12 protein-coding genes are annotated in these 16,686 nt (G+C 72.3%); 4 read left to right on the forward strand and 8 right to left on the reverse strand.

The window, feature by feature from the left end; genetic code table 11:
- Positions 1 to 343 precede the first annotated feature (343 nt).
- Both MOPEL_RS17145 and MOPEL_RS17595 read right to left on the reverse strand, forming a co-directional pair.
- Complete coding sequence (locus tag MOPEL_RS17145; RefSeq protein WP_009481997.1) at positions 344 to 532, reverse strand: nucleoside triphosphate pyrophosphohydrolase family protein; 189 nt, start codon at positions 530 to 532, stop codon at positions 344 to 346.
- A 397-nt stretch (positions 533 to 929) separates the two neighbouring features.
- Positions 930 to 1,253, reverse strand: coding sequence for a LytR C-terminal domain-containing protein (locus MOPEL_RS17595; protein ID WP_009481998.1), 324 nt, complete (start codon positions 1,251 to 1,253; stop codon positions 930 to 932).
- Between the two features lie 402 nt (positions 1,254 to 1,655).
- Here MOPEL_RS17595 and MOPEL_RS06145 point away from each other — a divergent pair, with 402 nt between their 5' ends.
- The gene (locus tag MOPEL_RS06145; RefSeq protein ID WP_009481999.1) at positions 1,656 to 3,278 is read left to right on the forward strand and encodes a helicase HerA-like domain-containing protein; all 1,623 of its coding nucleotides are present in this window, start codon (positions 1,656 to 1,658) and stop codon (positions 3,276 to 3,278) included.
- 109 nt (positions 3,279 to 3,387) lie between these two features.
- Here MOPEL_RS06145 and MOPEL_RS17600 read toward each other — a convergent pair whose 3' ends face one another.
- Positions 3,388 to 5,013 carry a hypothetical protein gene (locus MOPEL_RS17600; RefSeq protein ID WP_009482000.1) on the reverse strand — a complete coding sequence of 542 codons (1,626 nt, stop codon included), beginning with the start codon at positions 5,011 to 5,013 and terminating at the stop codon, positions 3,388 to 3,390.
- 150 nt (positions 5,014 to 5,163) lie between these two features.
- Positions 5,164 to 6,708, reverse strand: coding sequence for a hypothetical protein (locus MOPEL_RS06155; protein WP_009482001.1), 1,545 nt, complete (start codon positions 6,706 to 6,708; stop codon positions 5,164 to 5,166).
- Positions 6,709 to 7,384: 676 nt separating this feature from the next.
- Here MOPEL_RS06155 and MOPEL_RS06160 point away from each other — a divergent pair.
- Positions 7,385 to 8,797: a malectin domain-containing carbohydrate-binding protein gene (locus tag MOPEL_RS06160; RefSeq protein ID WP_009482003.1), complete on the forward strand. Its 1,413-nt coding sequence runs from the start codon at positions 7,385 to 7,387 to the stop codon at positions 8,795 to 8,797.
- On the opposite strand, the gene MOPEL_RS06165 is transcribed toward MOPEL_RS06160, so the two are convergent.
- Positions 8,770 to 9,639 (reverse strand): glycosyltransferase family 2 protein, encoded by an 870-nt coding sequence (locus MOPEL_RS06165; protein WP_009482004.1) that lies wholly within the window; start codon positions 9,637 to 9,639, stop codon positions 8,770 to 8,772. The two genes, MOPEL_RS06160 and MOPEL_RS06165, sit on opposite strands and share 28 nt — an antisense overlap.
- A 122-nt stretch (positions 9,640 to 9,761) precedes the next feature.
- Here MOPEL_RS06165 and MOPEL_RS06170 point away from each other — a divergent pair, with 122 nt between their 5' ends.
- Entirely contained in the window at positions 9,762 to 11,057 is a 1,296-nt protein-coding gene (locus tag MOPEL_RS06170) for a glycosyltransferase family 2 protein (RefSeq protein WP_009482005.1), read from the forward strand.
- A gap of 24 nt (positions 11,058 to 11,081) precedes the next feature.
- Here MOPEL_RS06170 and MOPEL_RS06175 read toward each other — a convergent pair whose 3' ends face one another.
- Positions 11,082 to 12,587, reverse strand: coding sequence for a lipopolysaccharide biosynthesis protein (locus MOPEL_RS06175; RefSeq protein ID WP_009482006.1), 1,506 nt, complete (start codon positions 12,585 to 12,587; stop codon positions 11,082 to 11,084).
- Positions 12,584 to 13,447: a beta-1,6-N-acetylglucosaminyltransferase gene (locus MOPEL_RS06180; RefSeq protein WP_009482007.1), complete on the reverse strand. Its 864-nt coding sequence runs from the start codon at positions 13,445 to 13,447 to the stop codon at positions 12,584 to 12,586. The genes MOPEL_RS06175 and MOPEL_RS06180 overlap by 4 nt, the downstream gene beginning before the upstream one ends.
- A gap of 167 nt (positions 13,448 to 13,614) precedes the next feature.
- Here MOPEL_RS06180 and MOPEL_RS06185 point away from each other — a divergent pair, with 167 nt between their 5' ends.
- Positions 13,615 to 15,777, forward strand: a complete 2,163-nt coding sequence (locus tag MOPEL_RS06185; RefSeq protein WP_009482008.1) for a hypothetical protein — start codon at positions 13,615 to 13,617, stop codon at positions 15,775 to 15,777.
- Between the two features lie 9 nt (positions 15,778 to 15,786).
- Here MOPEL_RS06185 and MOPEL_RS06190 read toward each other — a convergent pair whose 3' ends face one another.
- A complete protein-coding gene (locus tag MOPEL_RS06190; protein ID WP_009482009.1) occupies positions 15,787 to 16,686 on the reverse strand; it encodes a glycoside hydrolase family 16 protein in 900 nt (299 codons plus the stop codon).

The raw sequence follows: 16,686 nt of genomic DNA on the forward strand, positions 1-16,686 counted from the left end.
AGATCGTCCGGGATCGTCGTCGCGTGCCGGCGGGAACGGCCGGAGGGTCTCGCCGCAGCCGCCCGCATCGGTCGCCGACGGGTGCCGGCCGGCGCGCGACGCGACGTGCCTGGGCGTGGAGCGGCCGTGCAGCCCGGCCCCGGACACGGCGACGGCCCGTGACCGGCTCCCTCGGGGAGGTTCGGATCACGGGCCGTGTACGAGGTGGTCGAATGGTGACGGCACGGCGACGGGTGGTCGCCGGGCGCGAAGGAGCCGCGGCGCGAGCGGGTCGTGACACTCGGGCGACCGTGCCGCCGGGTGGGTGGCGCGGCGCGTGGTCCGGTCGGCGGGGCGGAACGTGTCAGGCGGTCTCGCCGGAGACCGCGTCGTCGAGCCGTTCGAGGCCCGTCATCTCCGAGAGGAGACGCGTGAGGGCGTCGAGCTGGTCGTCGTCCCAGGGCGTGAAGACGGCCTCGACGACGTCGGCGGCGCCGGTCATCCCCGCGAGCGCGGTGTGAAGCTCTTCTGCCTGAATAGTGCTGTTGCTCATGATCTTTCCCCGATCTCTCGTCCCGGCCCCCCGCCGGGGCATCGGCCCTGCGCCGACACCTGCCTATCGGCGGGGTGGGCAGCCGTCCAAGACAATTCTCGAGATTCATGACGGTCGTCCTGGTCGGTCGTACCGGTCGGCTCGGGGCGAAAGTTTCCTCCCGGGCTATTCGTCGATGAATCCTCCAGTGCGTCAGTGCAGGTCATGGGTGTGGGTCGGGATGACGGCTGGGCAACATCTGGCGTGGGTCGTCACCAGGGCGGATCCGGCGAGGGGACGAAACGGACGACCGGATCGCTCACATCGTGAGATCAACTGAGGGGCAGAGAGGTTCAGGGGGTGCTGCCGCGTCGCTCGCCCCGCGAGCGAGGTGCAGCGGCGACGGGGCGCGCCAGGGTCAGCAGCTCGGGGATCCCGAGGGTGCGGTGACCGCGCCGAGGTCGGGGCCGACGAACAGGTCGACGGTCGTTCCCTCCCGGGGGATCTCGCGGAGGACGGCGCCGCGGATGTGGCGGGCGAGGACGGCTGCGCCCGCCGCACCGTTCTTGCCGTGCCGGATCTCGGCGGGGGCGGTGACGGTGGTGCCCGCGGGGGCGTTCGTCACCGTGCCGACCTCGAAGCGCTGGGCGCGCAGGGTGTCGGCGGTGACACCGGCGAGTCCGGCGCGGGAGGTCGCGTTGTAGACGTCGACGGTGATGCCGGCGGGGGGGGGTGCAGGCACGTCGTCGTGGGTGCGGCGGTCGGCGTCACGTCGTCCGGGCCGTGGAGGAGTGCGCGGATACCGAGCACGGCCGCGACGAGCGCGAGGGCGATGAGCGTGAGGAGGAGGGCGCGGCGGCGTCGGCGGCGTGCCGTGGGCATGCCGGCCTCGTAGGCGTAGCTCATCGCCGATCTCCTCTCCGGCGCAGCGAGTTCCGGTGGGCGGTGTCGTCGTGCTGCGTCGATGGTCCCACGGAGGTGGCGAGCGCGGGCGGGCTCGACGGGGAGGTGTGGGCGACGGGCGCACCTCGATGCGGCAGCACCTGCGACGCCGGCCGCGGCGCCCGGCCGTGCCTGGAGGATCGCGGGATGGGGCGTGGCGCGGACGGGTGGCCTGCCTCCGCCCGCCCGTAGTCTTCGGGGCGTGAGTACCGACCAGCTCGATGCCGTCCGCGCCGGTTATGCGTCCTCGGGGCCGGTGATACGCCTCGGGGCCGCCGTCTCCGGCGACCTCGCCGCGCCGACGCCGCACCCGGACGTCCCCGTCACCCTGCCGTTGTCCGTGATGAACCGTCACGGTCTCGTCGCGGGTGCCACCGGCACCGGCAAGACGAAGACGCTGCAGCTCATGGCGGAGCAGTTGTCGGCGAACGGGGTGCCGGTGTTCCTCGCCGACCTCAAGGGCGACCTCTCCGGCCTCGGCGTCGCCGGGGCGGGCGACGAGCGGACCCTCGCGCGGGCGGTGGACGTCGGCCAGGCGTGGGAGGGGGCGTCGTTCCCCGTGGAGTTCTTCGGCCTCGGCGGGGTCGGCACGGGCGTGCCGATGCGGGCGACGGTGACGGACTTCGGTCCGACGTTGTTGTCGAAGGTGCTGGGCCTCAACGCGACTCAGACGTCGAGTCTCGGGCTCGTCTTCCACTACGCCGACACGCGGGGTCTGCCGCTGCTCGACCTCAAGGATCTCCAGGCGGTCGTCCGCCACCTCACGTCGGCGGAGGGCAAGGCCGACCTCGCCGAGCTCGGCGGTCTGTCGAAGGCGACGGCGGGAGTGATCCTGCGGTCGCTCGTCGCGTTCTCCGACCAGGGCGCGGACGCGTTCTTCGGGGAGCCCGCGTTCGACACGACGGACCTCCTCCGGACCGCCCCCGACGGTCGGGGTGTCGTGTCGTGCCTCGAGCTGCGCGCGGTGCAGGACCGGCCGGCGTTGTTCTCGACGTTCCTCATGTGGCTGCTCGCCGATCTCTTCGCCGACCTGCCCGAGGTGGGCGACGCCGAGAAGCCGCGTCTCGTGTTCTTCTTCGACGAGGCGCACCTGCTGTTCGACGACGCGAGCAAGGAGTTCGTCGAGCAGATCGAGCAGACGGTGCGGCTCATCCGGTCGAAGGGCGTGGGGATCTTCTTCGTCACTCAGACGCCGAAGGACGTGCCCGCGGGGGTGCTGGGGCAGCTCGGCAACCGGGTGCAGCACGCGCTGCGGGCGTTCACGCCGGAGGACGAGAAGGCGTTGCGGGCGACCGTGAAGACGTTCCCCAGGAGCGGCTACGACCTGGGAGAACTCCTCACGAGCCTCGGCATCGGTGAGGCCGTCGTCACGGTCCTCTCGGAGCGGGGTGCGCCGACGCCGGTGGCGTGGACGCGGATGTGCGCGCCGCAGTCGCTCATGGGTCCGATGCCGGAGGCAGACATGACGGCGGCGGTCGCGGCGTCGCCCCTCATGGCGACGTACGGGCAGGCGGTCGACCGGGAGTCGGCGCACGAGATGCTCGCCGCCCGCGTCGCGGGTGCCGCCGACGGCGGGGAATCCTCGGCCCCTCCTGCCGCTCCCGCGCCGTCCACGTCGGACGAGGCCGGCGGCGGCCCCCGCCCCATCCCGATCCCCAGGGACGACCCGGCACCCCGCCGCCGGGCGGAGAAGGAGGAGCCGGGCGTCATCGAGCAGGTGATGGAGAACCCGATGGTGCGCTCCATGCTCCGCTCCGCCGGCACGACCCTCGGCCGCGAGATCACCCGCAGCATCTTCGGCACCGCCCGGCGCCGTCGGCGCTGAGTCATCCCGTCGGGACGACGCTGCGACCCTCTCGACACGCGGATCTGCCCTCACCCGCGCAGAGCGGGTGAGGGCAGATCCGTCTGTGGGCGGCGGCGCAGCGGAGCCGTCAGCGGCCGTAGGAGGCGGCGTCGAGGCGGAGGGTCTGGCCGTTCTTGCCGGCGTGGACGACGGTGACGACGTGGCGACCCCACAGGACGGGGATCGGCTTGAGGACCTGACGCACGGTCGTCGAACGGGACTTCGTGTTCACGGTGGCGACGCGCTTGCCGTCGACGTAGATCGCGGCCGGGGCGCCCTTGGGGGAGGTGCCGAACCAGAGCATGATGCGGTTCGTCGTGCTCGTCCGGGCCGTCCACGCCGACGTGCGCTGCGGCGTCGTGAGCATCGTCCCGCCGAACGCCGCGGGCTCCTTCGCGACCTTCCACGTCCTCCCCTGCGCGGCGGCGATGTCGAGGGGGAACCACACCGTCGTCGGCGCGGACCACGGCGACACCCGACGCCCCGCGACGGCTCGCACCTGGACCTCGGCGATCGTGCCCGGCCGCGCCTTGAGGGTCCCCTTGCGGGCCGACGACTCGAGGAGCCACGGCCGCCACGTCGCCCTCGCGCGAACCTGGTTCGGCGTCAACGTGACGACGCGGTAGCGCACGTCGTAGCGGGAGTTCGCGGGGAAGTCCGACGGCGGCGCCCACGTCACGGTGCTCGCGCCACGCGCGACGGCGGACGTCGGAACGACGACCTTCGGCACGGGACGCGACGCACCCGACGGGCCGACCGTCCACCGCGTCGTCCCGACGAGGGCGACGTCCTTGGGGGAGGCGCTCACGGCCTCGACCTCGACGGACGTCTTCGTGCCGACCGGCACCTCGACGACGGACGCCTTGTCACTCGTCTTGACGGCCTTGCCGTCGACCATCCACGTCACTCCCGGGACGTTCCGCACGACGACGAGGTTCGGCCCGCGCACGGCGGGCTTCGTCTTCGTCGCGGGGGCGACGTCGCCGTACCGGAACGTCGGCACCTTGCCGGCGGGCACATCGACGGGGGAAGCGCCGTCGAACGTGTACGACCACCGCGTCTGATCGGCCGGCAGCGGCGCGCCGTCGGACGTCGCGAGGCGATACCCCTTGTCGGCCGTCGCCGTCACCGTCATCGTGCCCTTGCCCGGCGGCACCCCCGGCTTGCCGGAGTACTTCACGCCCGTGACGCTCGGGATCGTCACCGTGTCCCGGTCGCTGCCCACCTCGTCGGTGAACGTCGGCTCCTCCGGCTGCACGCAGTCCTCGTTCGTGAGCCTGAGCATCTCCGTACCCCGCGTTCCGTCCGGGGCGTGGGACCAGGCGAGGGGGAGATAGACGAAATCTTCCCGGTCGTCGTCCCACTCAAGGACGCGCACGAGGGTGAAGGACTTCGTGGTGTCCGCTGGGCGCGACCAATCGGTCCCGTTCAGCGGCTTGAGGCTGCGCTTCCAGACGATCTCCGGCTGTCCCGTCAGCCAGGGGTCAGATCCTTCCGGCTTGGGCGCCTTTCCATCCGGCCATACCTCGACCCAGTAGTCACCCTTCGTGTCGACCTCGAGGAAGTCGACGCGCCCGCACCCGTCGGTGACGGAGACGACGGCGTCGTGCGTGTCCGCGGCGGCGCGTGTGGCGGGGGCGACCGCCGTGAGTCCGGTCGCAGCGAGCGCGACCGCGGTGAGTGCGCTGAGGGTGGTTCCCGATCCGTGGGGCATGGCCTTCTCTTCCGTGAGGAGGGGGGTGTGCGTGGGGGTTCGTCGTGACCTATCGGCACGGGGGGCGTGGGGCGAGTGCCCGAACCGCGGCGCCCCGCATGCCGTCGACATGCGGGGCGCCCGCGACGGATGTCGCCGCGGTCCGAGACGTCACTGGGTGGCGGCCGTGTAGTCCTTCATCACCTTGGGTTCGGCCTTGAGGTCCGTCGCGTCGGCGAACGGGATCGTCATGGTCGTCGCGCCGGTGTTCGTGATGTCGATCGGCTTGACGGCGAGGCGCTTGGCGGCGGTCTTGGTGCCGACCTTCGTCGTGTACGTGACGTTCCACGCGCTGATGCCCTCGTAGGGGTGGAACGTGACGTCCGTGCCGGACACGACGCGGTTGTCGGCGGCGATCACCGTCGCGTCGCGCTTGAACTCGTACTCCGTGGTCTTCAGGTTGGTCGTGTCGACGAGCCAGCCGCGGTTGGCGACGGCCTTGACGTGCACGGTCGCCTTCTCGTCGGGAGTGGTCGGCTTGCTCGCGTGCTTGGCCTTGTACGTGATGACGCCGTTCTTGCCCGGCTTCTGGGCGGCGAACTTGATCTTGCCGGTCTTGTCGGCCTGACCGACCCACCACGTCATGCCCTGGGAGGCCTTGATCGTCAGGTTGTCGGCGGAGATGCCGCCCTTGTCCTGGGCCTTGACGTCGGCGTCGGTGACGACGGCGGTGGGGGCGGTGGTGCCGTCCGTGAAGTCCAGCGACTTGGAGTAGTCCGCCGGGGCCGTGTAGCCCTTGCCTGCCTGGACGGTGACGGTGACCTTGCCCGCCGGGATGTCGTCGGGGTCGACGGGCAGGTAACCGACGCCGTTGACCGCGACGGCCTTGCGGGAACCGACCTTGAACTTCACGCCGGGAACGCCGAGGACCTTGACGGTCTCGACGGCGGACCCCGGGCCGTAGCCCTTCGTCGCGTCGAGGGGGTTCTCGCCCACGCTGATGAGGGCGTCGAGGGTGGCCTTGGTGAGGGCGACCTCGGCGGAGGCGGTCACCGTGCTGGTGAAGGTGCCCGGCAGGAGCTTGAGCGGGTCCGCCTTGTACCCCTCGGCGAGGGACGGGGTGACCGTCGTCTCGGACGTCGCGGGGACCGTGAGTGCCGCCTTGGTGCCGAACGCATCGGCGTCGAGGACCCGAATGTCGTTCGTGGTGGCGGTGTCGCCGTCGGTGTCGACGGTGTACGTCACGCCGGAGACCTTGGTGAGCGTGACGGTGTCGCGCTTGTCGCCGGGCAGGTCGTTCCACGTGACGACCACGGTGGTGCCGTCGACGGGAGCGGCCTCGTCGGCCGTGGGGCCGGGGAAGTTCCATGCGCCGGGCGTGCCCGGGGCGAGCGTGTACGGCGTCGTGTCGCCGGTCGTGGCGACGAGGGTGGCCTGGGACTTGACGGTGACCTTCCGGTCTGCGGTGCTGCGCCCGGCGTCGAACTGCACGGTCACCCCGTCGAGGCTCCACGACGCGCCAGGCACGTTCGTGAACCGGATGACGTCTTTGTTCGCACCCGGGTTGTCGATGAGGCGCGGGTACTGGGTTGGCTTGATCGTCACGGTCTTGGGCTTGGGGGTGGTGGTCGCGGCGGTGGCCGGGGTGGCGAGGCCTGCGCCGGCGAGACCGAGCGCGACGACCGTCGCGAGGGTGCGTCCGTAGGTGTGAAGCATGAGGTCCGTCTCCTTGAGTCATCCGTGAGTGGCGACCACATCGGCCACCTCGGGGTCGGTGTCCTGCACCGTCCCGCGCTGCGTTGCCATACGGCCGTCCTTGTCTGCTCCTGAGGGGGTGCCGGCGGTGCCGCGACGACGTGGAAAGCGTGGGGGGTGAGAGCCGGTGGGCGGCGGATGAACTCGCACCCCGATCCATCTGCCTCTCGTATGCAACCCCGGGTCGGCGCCCACCGAGGCCCCAACGAGCCACGACTTGCGGCCTCCGGCCCGATGTCCGCGCCCGCGCCCGCGCCCGCGGCCGCGGTCGTGGCCGGTGCGCGTGACGCCGGTGCCGGTGTCCTCGCCGAGGACGGCGTTCCCAGCTCCGAACGTCCCCGGGGAACGGGCCGCCGCCACCCGGGGCGACCGCCTGGCAATGCGCAGGGCACACCGAGCGTCGGCGGCGGACGCGCATCGACGGGGCCCCGCCGACGGCCACGGTCCACATGTCGAACACCGCCACGGCCTCGTCGACAACGGCCCGGCAGGAACCGTGGCCACCGTTCTCGTTGCGCGACAACGTCACTCACTCGACGACGAGAGGGGCGCCGCTGCGGCACGACACGGCCCCACGCACATCCACCGCAGCGGGGTCGATGGGCGGGAGTCCCGCCCCCTGCCACGAAGGTCTCCGATGCGTCTCCTCTCGACCCCTGCCATGTGCGCCGCGCTCGCGCTCGCCGCCACCTCCCTCCCCGCTGTCGCCGCCGCCGTCGGCGATACACCGGCCACCGTCACGACCGGTTCCGCGGCCACGACCGGCAGCACTGCCACGACCGGGTCGGGTGCGGTCTACCGCATGACGGTCGGGCCGGCCGCGACGACGACAGCGAACGGGACCGTCTACTCCGCGAGGGCCGGGTTCGTCGGAGGTCGCTACAACGGATCCCTCTACCGGAGTGGAGCCGACGTACGCGGCACGACGGACGACGCCCTCTACTACCCCGAGTGGTGCGTCCCCGCCGGGTGGCAGAAGCCCGTCACGAACGGCACCTACGATGTGACGCTGAAGATGCGGGAGGCGTACTTCTCCTACCCCGGCCAGCGGGTCTTCTCCGTCGACGCCGAGGGGCGGCGGGTCGCCACCGACATCGACATCCTCAAGGCCGTCGGTAAGAACGCCGCCTACGACCGCACCTTCCGGGTCGCCGTCAGCGACGGGCGCCTCGACCTCCGGTTCCCCGCGACCCGGGACGGGGCCTCGATCTCCGCGATCGTCGTCGCTCCCGTTGCCACGTCCACACCCGCCCCCGCCCCGCCTGCGAAGCCGATGCCCTCACCCTCACCCACCGTCGCCCCGGCGCCTCTCGGCGTGCCGGGCACGTGGCGCGTCGACATGCGCGACGAGTTCGACGGCTCCGCGCTCGACACATCGGTGTGGACCCCGCACCGTGGCCTCGCGCCGTACACGTACGGGCACCCCTACAACGCGAGCCTCGACGCGTACTCGTTCGCCCCCTCACGCGTCTCCGTGCGCGGTGGCGCGTTGCGTCTCGCCTGGGACCCCACGCGGTCGACCGTCCGCAACGGTGACGGCTCGACGACGACGTACCCGTACACCGCCGGCGTCGCCCACAGCGGGAGAGGGTTCACGATGACGTCGGGGTACGTCGAGGCCCGGATCAAGGTGCCGCGGCAGTCCGGGCTGTGGCCCGCGTTCTGGATGCTGCCGACGCCCGTGGACTCGACGTGGCCGCCCGAGATCGACATCGCGGAGATCATCCCCGACGACACCCCCGACGGGCTCGAGAAGCCGCACTTCAACTACCACTGGAAAGCCGCGGGCGGCGGCCACCGCCAGATGGGGTGGAGGTGGTTCGGCGACGCCGGGCGGAGCTACACCGGGGAGTGGCACACCTACGGCCTGCTCCGCGAGCCCGGGCGTCTCCAGGTGTTCGTCGACGGTCGCCCCGGACCGAGCTTCACCGATCCGGCGGTGACGACCGACCCGATGTACGTCGTCCTCAGCTCCGGGGTGCGCAAGGGGCACACGCCCCCGGCGGGGGAGATGCTTGTCGACTACGTGCGGGCCTGGAAGAAGGGTTGAGCGCCGGGCGGCGTCTCGGCCGGCGGCGTGCGGAACATCCACCGGCGACGGAGACGCCACAGTGCCCATGTCACTGGGAGCGCCACCTGGCTCACGGTGCGGGTGCCGCCCCCCAACGACCAGGCGTCGTCGGCGAGGACACGGCGCATGAGTTCGCGGTTCTCTCGGTAGTTCTGCTCCTCGTGCGTCTGGGAGTGGGCCGCCCTGCCGATGCGGAAGACGGCGTAGGGGGCGGCCTGGCCGTAGAGGTCGCCGTGGTGGAGGAGCGCGAGCCATGTCGCGAGATCGCTCGGGTAGGGCAGGTCCTCGTTCCAGCCGCCGACCGCGTCGTAGTCGCGGCGGCGGAACATCACCCCGGCCGGCTCACCGACGGGGTTGATGCCCGTGCAGGCGTAGCGGCGGGCGACCTCGCGGCCGCGACGTCGTCCGAGGAGTCCGCGGAGCCCTGCGGGGGGCGTGAGGATCCCGTGGTCGTCGACGAACCGACGCCGGGCGGCCACGACGGCGATGTCGGGGTTCTCGTTCAGCACCTGCGCCTGCACGGCGAGGCAGCCGGGCAGGAGCAGGTCGTCGGCGCAGCAGATCTTGACGAACTCGCCCGTCGAGGCCTCGACGGCGCGACGGAAGTTGCCGGTGAGGCCGACGTTGACCTCGTTGTGAAGCACCCGGACCCGGGGGTCGTCGACGGTGGCAAGGATCTCCTTCGTGCGGTCGGTGCTCGCGTTGTCGACGACGACGACCTCGAAGTCCACGCCCTCCTGGTCGAGGACCGAGTGCAGCGTCTGTCGGACGTATCGCTCGCCCTGGTACACCGGCACGCACACCGATACGGTCGTCCCCACGTCATCCCCCTCCTGTCGCGGGCCAAGTTAACGCACCTTCTCCGCGGCGGCCTCGGGGAGCCCCCCGGCGAACGGGGGTGGGCCCGTCGGTGAACCCTCCCGGAGCGTGACAGGCTCGACCCATGGCAGCTCGATTGCAGGGACCGGTGTTCGCGACGGCCACCCCGCCCACGTGGGCGGGTGCCACCTGGATCGGGGAGCTCCTGCTTCCCGCGGGGGACGGCGTGACGCAAGGGTTCTCGGACCTGTCGGTGCCCGACGCCGCGGGGTACTCCCGGGCCCGCCTGCTCGTGCGAACCCCGGACCGCCTGTGGGGCATGGTGGCCGTGCCGTTGCGGGAGGGGAGGATCGCTGCGGAGGACCTCGAACGTGAACTCCGTCACCTTTCGGAGTCCGCGGGTCACGACGTGCCCGTCTCACCGCCCACCCTGCCGTTCACCGTCGTGCTCTGCACCCGTGAACGCCCCGAGTCGTTGCGGGTGGCCCTCACGAGCGTCCTCGCCCAGGACTACCCGGTGATGGACGTCGTCGTCGTCGACAATGCCCCCGCCACCGATGCCACCGCCCGCGTCGTCGCCGAGCTCGCGGACACGCGCGTCCGCCTCGTCACGGAGACCCGCGCAGGCCTGTCCCATGCCCGGAACGCGGGCGTCGCCGCGTCCTCGACGCCGTGGATCGCGTTCACCGACGACGACGTCACCGTCGATCCCGGTTGGCTGCGCGGCCTCACCCTGGGCATCGCTCGGGGTGGGGAGAACTGCGTGTGCGTCACGGGGTTCGTCCCCACCGGGGAGCTCCGCACCCAGGCGCAGGCGTGGTTCGACAGCAGGATCGGGTGGAACCGGGTCTTCGAGCCGCGCGTGTTCCGTCTCTCGGAGCCACCGGCGGATCTGCCGCTGTTCCCCTTCCAGGTGGGCTCCTACGGGGCGGGTGCGAACTTCGCCGCCCGACGGGATGCCGTCGAGCGACTCGGAGGTTTCGACGTCCACCTCGGCGCCGGTACCCCGAGCAAGGGCGGGGAGGACATCGACTTCTTCTACCGCGTCGTCATCGCCGGGGCGGTGCTCGCCTACGAGCCCTCCGCCGTCGTGTGGCATCGTCACCGCGACACGGAGGAGGCCCTGATCTCGCAGGCGGTGGGGTACGGGCGCGGATTCTCCGCGTGGGTCACGAAGACCCTGCTGTCCCCTCGGGACCTCGCGCGGGGGCTCCGGGCCGTGCTCGGTCGGGGCCACGTCGACACCGCCCCGTTCGCCGCGTACGCGGCACCCCTCACCGAGTCGGCCCCGGAGATGCCGGGCGGCGTGGACATCCTCGCCGTCGAACACCGCGCCACTCTTGCCGGGCCGTTCCACTACCTCCGCTCCCGGGTGGGGACCGCGTGGCAGGCGGCACGCAGGGGTCTCGGCCGACGCTGACCGGGGCCTGAGTACGGCGGTGGCTCAGGCGGCGGCGCGGTGCAGGGGCTCCCGCCCCTGTTGGAGGGCTCGCAGCGCGAGGAAGAACGGGATCGTGCAGATCGTCGCGAACGCGAACCGGGCGACGTTCCACGCCGACGTTTGCGGTAGCCAGAGGGAGCCCGCGGCGAGGGCGACGCAGGCCCCGACGACGACGAGGCTCGTCCACGACGAACGCCGGAACGGGTGGTGGCGCGTCACCGCGACGCGCAGGACGAGCGCCTGGGCCATGAGACCGACGAGCGTGCCGAGTGCGGCGCCGTCGAGACCGAGCGTGTCGATGAGCGCGAACGTGACGACGAGCTTGACGATGACGGCGGCGAGTGCGCTCAACGCGAGAGGTCGTGAGTGGCGCATGGTGACGAGCATCCGGCCGGTCGCGCCACCCGCCGCGGTCGGCAGGGCGCCGAGTGCGACGAGGAAGACGACGGTGACGAGTGGCTCGAGGTGGTAGGACGCGGGGGCGAAGATGCGCAGCAGCGTCGGGGCCGCGACCGTGATGCCGAGCATCGAGAGGCCGAGGAGCCAGTAGAGCCCGTCGCGGGAGGTGCCGATGACCTGCCACCGCTCCTCGGGATCCTCGATGCTCTTGAGGCGGGGCAGCCAAGCCCGGTTGAGGAACATGAGCAGCAGTGACATGACGTTGCCGACGGTGAACGCCACCTGGTAGCGCGCAGTCTCGGACTCGCCGAGTCGCCGCTGGATGATGAACCGGTCGCCGGCGCTGAGGACGAACTGCGAGAGGCTCGCGAAGACGAGGGGGACGCCGAGCGCGACGGCACGGCGCACGAGCGGGGCGTCCCAGATGCCCGCCCAGCGGGGTCGGGTCCACCACAGCCCGCACGCGAACGCGAGCACCTGCCCGACGACCCCACCCCAGGCGTAGACGATGGCGGTGCGGTCGGCGAGGAGCAGCAGCGCCATGCCGAACACCTGGCCGCCGACGGTTGCGAGGAGGCTCACGACGGAGAACGCCCCGAGGCGGTCCTCCGCCTGGAGGAGCGACTGCATCATGAGCACGGCCGCGCCGGGTGCCGTCCACAGGAGAGTGACGAGGACGATGCCGTGGCCGTCGGGGAACCCGAGGGCGGGGGCCCACCACTGGCTCGTCAGGGCGGCGACGGCGGTGACGAGCGAGGAGTAGACGATGCCCGCGGCGAGGAGCCCTCGTGCCCGCGTGTCGTCGTCGCGGTCCTCGACTCGTTGCATCTCGAGGGCCTGGTCGAGGCCGAACACGGCGAAGAGGCTGAGGAGCTGGAACAACGCGATCGCGGCGGCGAGCGATCCGAACTCCGCGGGAAGGAGCAGGCGGGCGAGGATAGGGGAGACGACGGTCGCGACAACCGTCTGGGACGACCACACGAGCACGTAGAGCATCCCGCGCCCGAAGAGGTCGCTCTGCCCGCCGCGGCCGGAGCCGGTGCCGTCGGCGTCGCCGCCGGGGGCGGGCGGCGTGGCGTCCTCCGGGGGCAGGCCTGCGTCGGCGGTCACCGGCGGCCTCGGAGCTCGACGTCGATGCGGTCGAGCAGAGCGTCGCTCCCGTCGCCGAACTTGCGCGCGAAGAGGGGCCCGTCGGGGCGTCGTGCGGCGCGGGCGATGGCGTCGAAGTGGTCGTCGATGAGCCACTCGGGGCTCTGCGTGGGGGCCTGGCTCCAGTCGATGAACCACGGCTGCGGCACGTCGGCGACCTCCTCGTCCCAGTAGGGCGAGAACTCGGGGCTCGTGAGGACGGAGGGGACGAGCGTCTCGTCGGGGATCCAGACGCCGGTGAAGTAGCGCCGGATGTCGGGGCGTTCGGCGACGACGGTGACGACCCGTTCGGCGTGGGTGCGGCTGAGGACCTTGAGTGCGGAGCCGCCGGCAGGGTGGATGCCCCGCGGCCACGGCCGGGGGAGGGGGAGGAAGAGGCGGTGGCGCCGCCACGGCCGGTTGACGAACACGAACCGGTCGTACCCGCGCATCGGTCCCCACCGGTCGTAGGGCAGGTCGTGAAACGCGACAAGCGACCTGTCGCCGGCGTGGGCGAGTCGGGCGGTGAGTCCGTCGGCGTCGTGCAGGGGGTAGTCCGAGCCGGAGAGAACGGCGATGTGCGACGCGTCGGTCTCCTCGAGCGCGGCGCGGTAGCCGAGCAGTTCGGCGACGACGAGCCCCACGCCGGCCCATTCGGTGCGGACCCGCGGCAGCAGTCGGACGCGCTCGGGCAGGTCGGAGACGAGTTCGGCGTGCCGGGCGTCGGGGACGGAGGCGTCGACGTGGAGGAAGATCGGGAAGGGGTGCAGGGCGTCCACGAGTCGGTGCAGGTGTTGTGGCCGGTCGTGGGCCAGGACGACGACGGCGAGGGGAGTCGTCACGGTCCTCCTCTGCGGTTCGGCGGTGGTGCGGGTGGCAGGTCGGGTGAGTCGTCGTGGGCAGGGGCGACTCGGGGCACTAGACTCTCACGCCCCGTCAGAGTCGGGGTGGGGTGGTGGCCCGACTACGATGACCCGGACAGAGGGGCGCACCCCACCCATCATCGGGCGTGCCCCACAGCCACGTCGACCTGGGGGAGGACGACATCCCACGCCTTCGCATGCCCCTCATCGATGTCACCGACGGCGCCGTCGTCGGCGCTCCCCCCGGGGCGCAGGCTCCGGTCGCCGACGTCGTGCCCCGACGGACCTGGGGCCGGCTCGCCTGCGCCGGCGCGCTCGCGGGAGCGGTGGGTGCGGTGCTGCCCGCGCCCCTCGCGGTCGTCGCCGTGCTGCTCCTCGTCGGCCTCGTGCCGGGGTCGGTGCTCCTCGCGACCCTCCGCCCGGTCCCTCGGCCGTTGGCCGTCGTCGCCGCGCCCGCGATCGGGCTCTCGCTCGTCTCCCTGCTCGTCTCGGCCGAGCTCGGCGCCGGTACCTACGTCCCCGGGGCGACGCGGTGGCTCCTCGTCCTCGTCGGCGCCGTCGGCGGTGGGCTGCTCCTCCGGGGGGAGTCGCGCCACGCGGCACCCCGGCGTCGGACGGCGACGTGGCTCCGGCCCACCGGTGCCGAGCCCGCCGTGCTCGGTCTCGTCGTCGTCGCGCTCGCCCTGTGGGCCTGGGCCGTGCCCTCCGTGCGTGGCTCCGCCTACTCCTCCTACGGCCTGCTCGCCCACGTGCCCGTGCTCGCCGTCTCCGCCGTCCTCGCGGCGTGCGCGGTGCTGTGGGCGCTGCGGTCCTGCCGGCTCCCGTTCGCCTGGCTCGCGCTCGTCGCGTGGGTGGTCGTGCGCCGCGGCGTGACCCTCGTCGGCACCGAGGCGCCCCTCTACCAGTGGACCTACCGCCACCTCGGCGTCATGGACCTGTTCTCCCGCACGGGATCCCTCGCCCGCGACGTCGACGTCTACTCCAACTGGCCGGGGGCGCTCGCCCTGTGGGCCTGGGTGTCCGACGTCTCCGGCGTCTCGCGCTTCGACCTCGCGAGCTGGTACACCCCGCTCCACCACCTCGCGCTCGCCGCGGTCGTCTACGCCCTCGCACGGGCTTTCGGACTCACGCGCCGTCCCGCGCTGCTCGCGGCGTTCGTCGTCGAGGTGAGCGACTGGGTGGGGCAGGACTACCTCGCCCCGCAGTCGTTCGCGTTCCTCCTCGCCGGAGTCGTGCTCACCGCCCTCCTCGTCGCCCGCGACGGTCGGGTGGCGCGCGAGGCGATCGTCGTCGCCTCCGTCGTCTTCGCCGGGATCGTGTGGGCGCACCAGCTCACCCCGATGTGGCTGCTCGCCGTCATCGTCGCGTTCGTCCTGCTCGGCGTCGTGCGGCCGGTGGCGCTCGTGCCGTTCCTCGCGCTCCACGCGCTCATGCTCGTCGTCGACCTGCCCGCCCTGCTCGAGTACAGCACCGGCATCTCGCTCGACCTCCTCGGCAACGCCGGAGGCAACATCTCCTCCCCGGTGAGCCCGGGGCAGTCGACGACGAGCGTCGTCGTGTCCGTCCTCGCCGTGGCCCTGTGGGGGGCGGCGGCCTGGGTCGTCGTGTCCTCGCTGCGGCGGGGGCGGCGCGCGGTGCTCGTCCCAGCGGTCGTCGCGTTCTCCCCGCTGCTGCTCCTCGCCACCGGGTACGGCGGTGAGGCGATCTACCGCATCTACCTGTACTCCCTGCCCGGTGTCGCGCTCCTCCTCGCCCCGCGGCTGTGGGAGCTGCTCCACGGTCGACGTCCCGCCGCGTTCGTCGCCGGGGCGTTGACCCTCGTCGTCGCCCTCGCCGGCCTCCAGGGGTCGCTCGGTGGGTGGTACGCCGGACTCGTGCACGGGCAGGACGTCGACCTCGCCGGTCGGCTCGAGCAGGCGGCCGGTCCGCGCGGCGCGATCATCACCCCCACCGTGGGGTTCCCGCTCGAGACGACGTGGCGGTACGCCGACCAGAAACGCGCGGACGCGTTCGGTCTCCACGTCTGGTCGATGCAGAACGAGCTCTCCACGGGCAGCGGCATCGACGGTCGGCCCGTCGCGAGACTCACCGACGCGACGCGTCGCTCGCCCCAGCCGGCCTACGTCGTCGTCTCGGAGGCGATGCGCGTGTACGCGGCGCAGTACGGGGCGCTGCCCGAGGGTGGCCTCGACGAGGTGGAGCGGCTGCTCGAGTCGGAGGGGTGGACCACCGTCGTCAACGACCACGGCACCCGCGTCTTCGCCAACCCCGCGGGGGCGGACTCGTGGAGGCGACTCGCCCGCGGGTGACCCGCCGGGTCAGTGCGCCTGGTCGCCGGCCTCGTCGGACCACACCCGCACGTAGTCGACGAGCATGTCCGCCGCCGGCGGCTGCTGGCCGCGCACGACGCCCATGCCGAGGACGATGTACATAGGCTGGGCGGGGATGTGGTCCCCCTCGAACACCGGTCCGGGGGTGCCGTCGACGAACACCTGCGCGCGGCCCGGCTCCCACAGGAGTCCGTAGGTGTGCCACCCGCCTCGGTGGTCGGCGTCGGGCCGGCCGTAGGGGGCGGGCCCGGCTTGCCGGTGGTCGCCCTTCTCGTCTCGCCAGTGGACGTTGAACGAGGGCCGCGTCGTCGTCGCGACGACGGAGGAGAACTCCGCGATGTCGATCTCCGGCGGCCACTGGCCGTCCACGGGGCTGGGCAGCATCCAGAACGCGGGCCAGTACCCGGCCTCCGCCGGGATGAGGATGCGGGCCTCGGTGTACCCGTAACGGAACCCGCCGGTGGGGCCGGAGTGGACGACGCCGGAGACGAAGTCGTAGGTGGCGCCGCCGAGCGGATCGGTGACGCGGCGGGGCTCGGCCCGCAGCACGAGGTTGCCGTCGCGTACGTCGACCTGGTCGGGGTCGAAGTACGTGTTCTCCTTCGTCGGGTTGAACGGCGAACCGTAGGTGTGCGGGGGATTGCCCCGCTGGTCGGCCCACCGGCTGCGGTCGAGGGGGCCGTCGAAGTCCTCGTCGAGGACGAGGGTGCGGTAGGAGCCGACGGGGGGTGAGGCGGGTGCGCCTGCGGTGGCTCCGTCCCCGGTCCCGCCCTGCCCGTCCCGCAGCGTCGTCACCGTGACGAGGAGGGCGACGACGGCGAGGAGCGCCACGACGGCGGCGACGATCCGACCTCTGGGCGTCCCCGCCCGTCCCTGTTCCTCCACCAT

This window comes from Mobilicoccus pelagius NBRC 104925 (assembly GCF_000247995.1).
GTDB lineage: Bacteria > Actinomycetota > Actinomycetes > Actinomycetales > Dermatophilaceae > Mobilicoccus > Mobilicoccus pelagius.

Excerpts from the sequence above, each read along its gene's own strand:
- MOPEL_RS17145 (WP_009481997.1), bottom strand. The coding sequence starts at position 532 with ATGAGCAACAGCACTATTCAGGCAGAAGAGCTTCACACCGCGCTCGCG.
- MOPEL_RS17600 (WP_009482000.1), bottom strand. The coding sequence starts at position 5,013 with ATGCCCCACGGATCGGGAACCACCCTCAGCGCACTCACCGCGGTCGCG.
- MOPEL_RS06155 (WP_009482001.1), bottom strand. The coding sequence starts at position 6,708 with ATGCTTCACACCTACGGACGCACCCTCGCGACGGTCGTCGCGCTCGGT.
- MOPEL_RS06160 (WP_009482003.1), top strand. The coding sequence starts at position 7,385 with ATGCGTCTCCTCTCGACCCCTGCCATGTGCGCCGCGCTCGCGCTCGCC.
- MOPEL_RS06170 (WP_009482005.1), top strand. The coding sequence starts at position 9,762 with ATGGCAGCTCGATTGCAGGGACCGGTGTTCGCGACGGCCACCCCGCCC.
- MOPEL_RS06190 (WP_009482009.1), bottom strand. The coding sequence starts at position 16,686 with ATGGTGGAGGAACAGGGACGGGCGGGGACGCCCAGAGGTCGGATCGTC.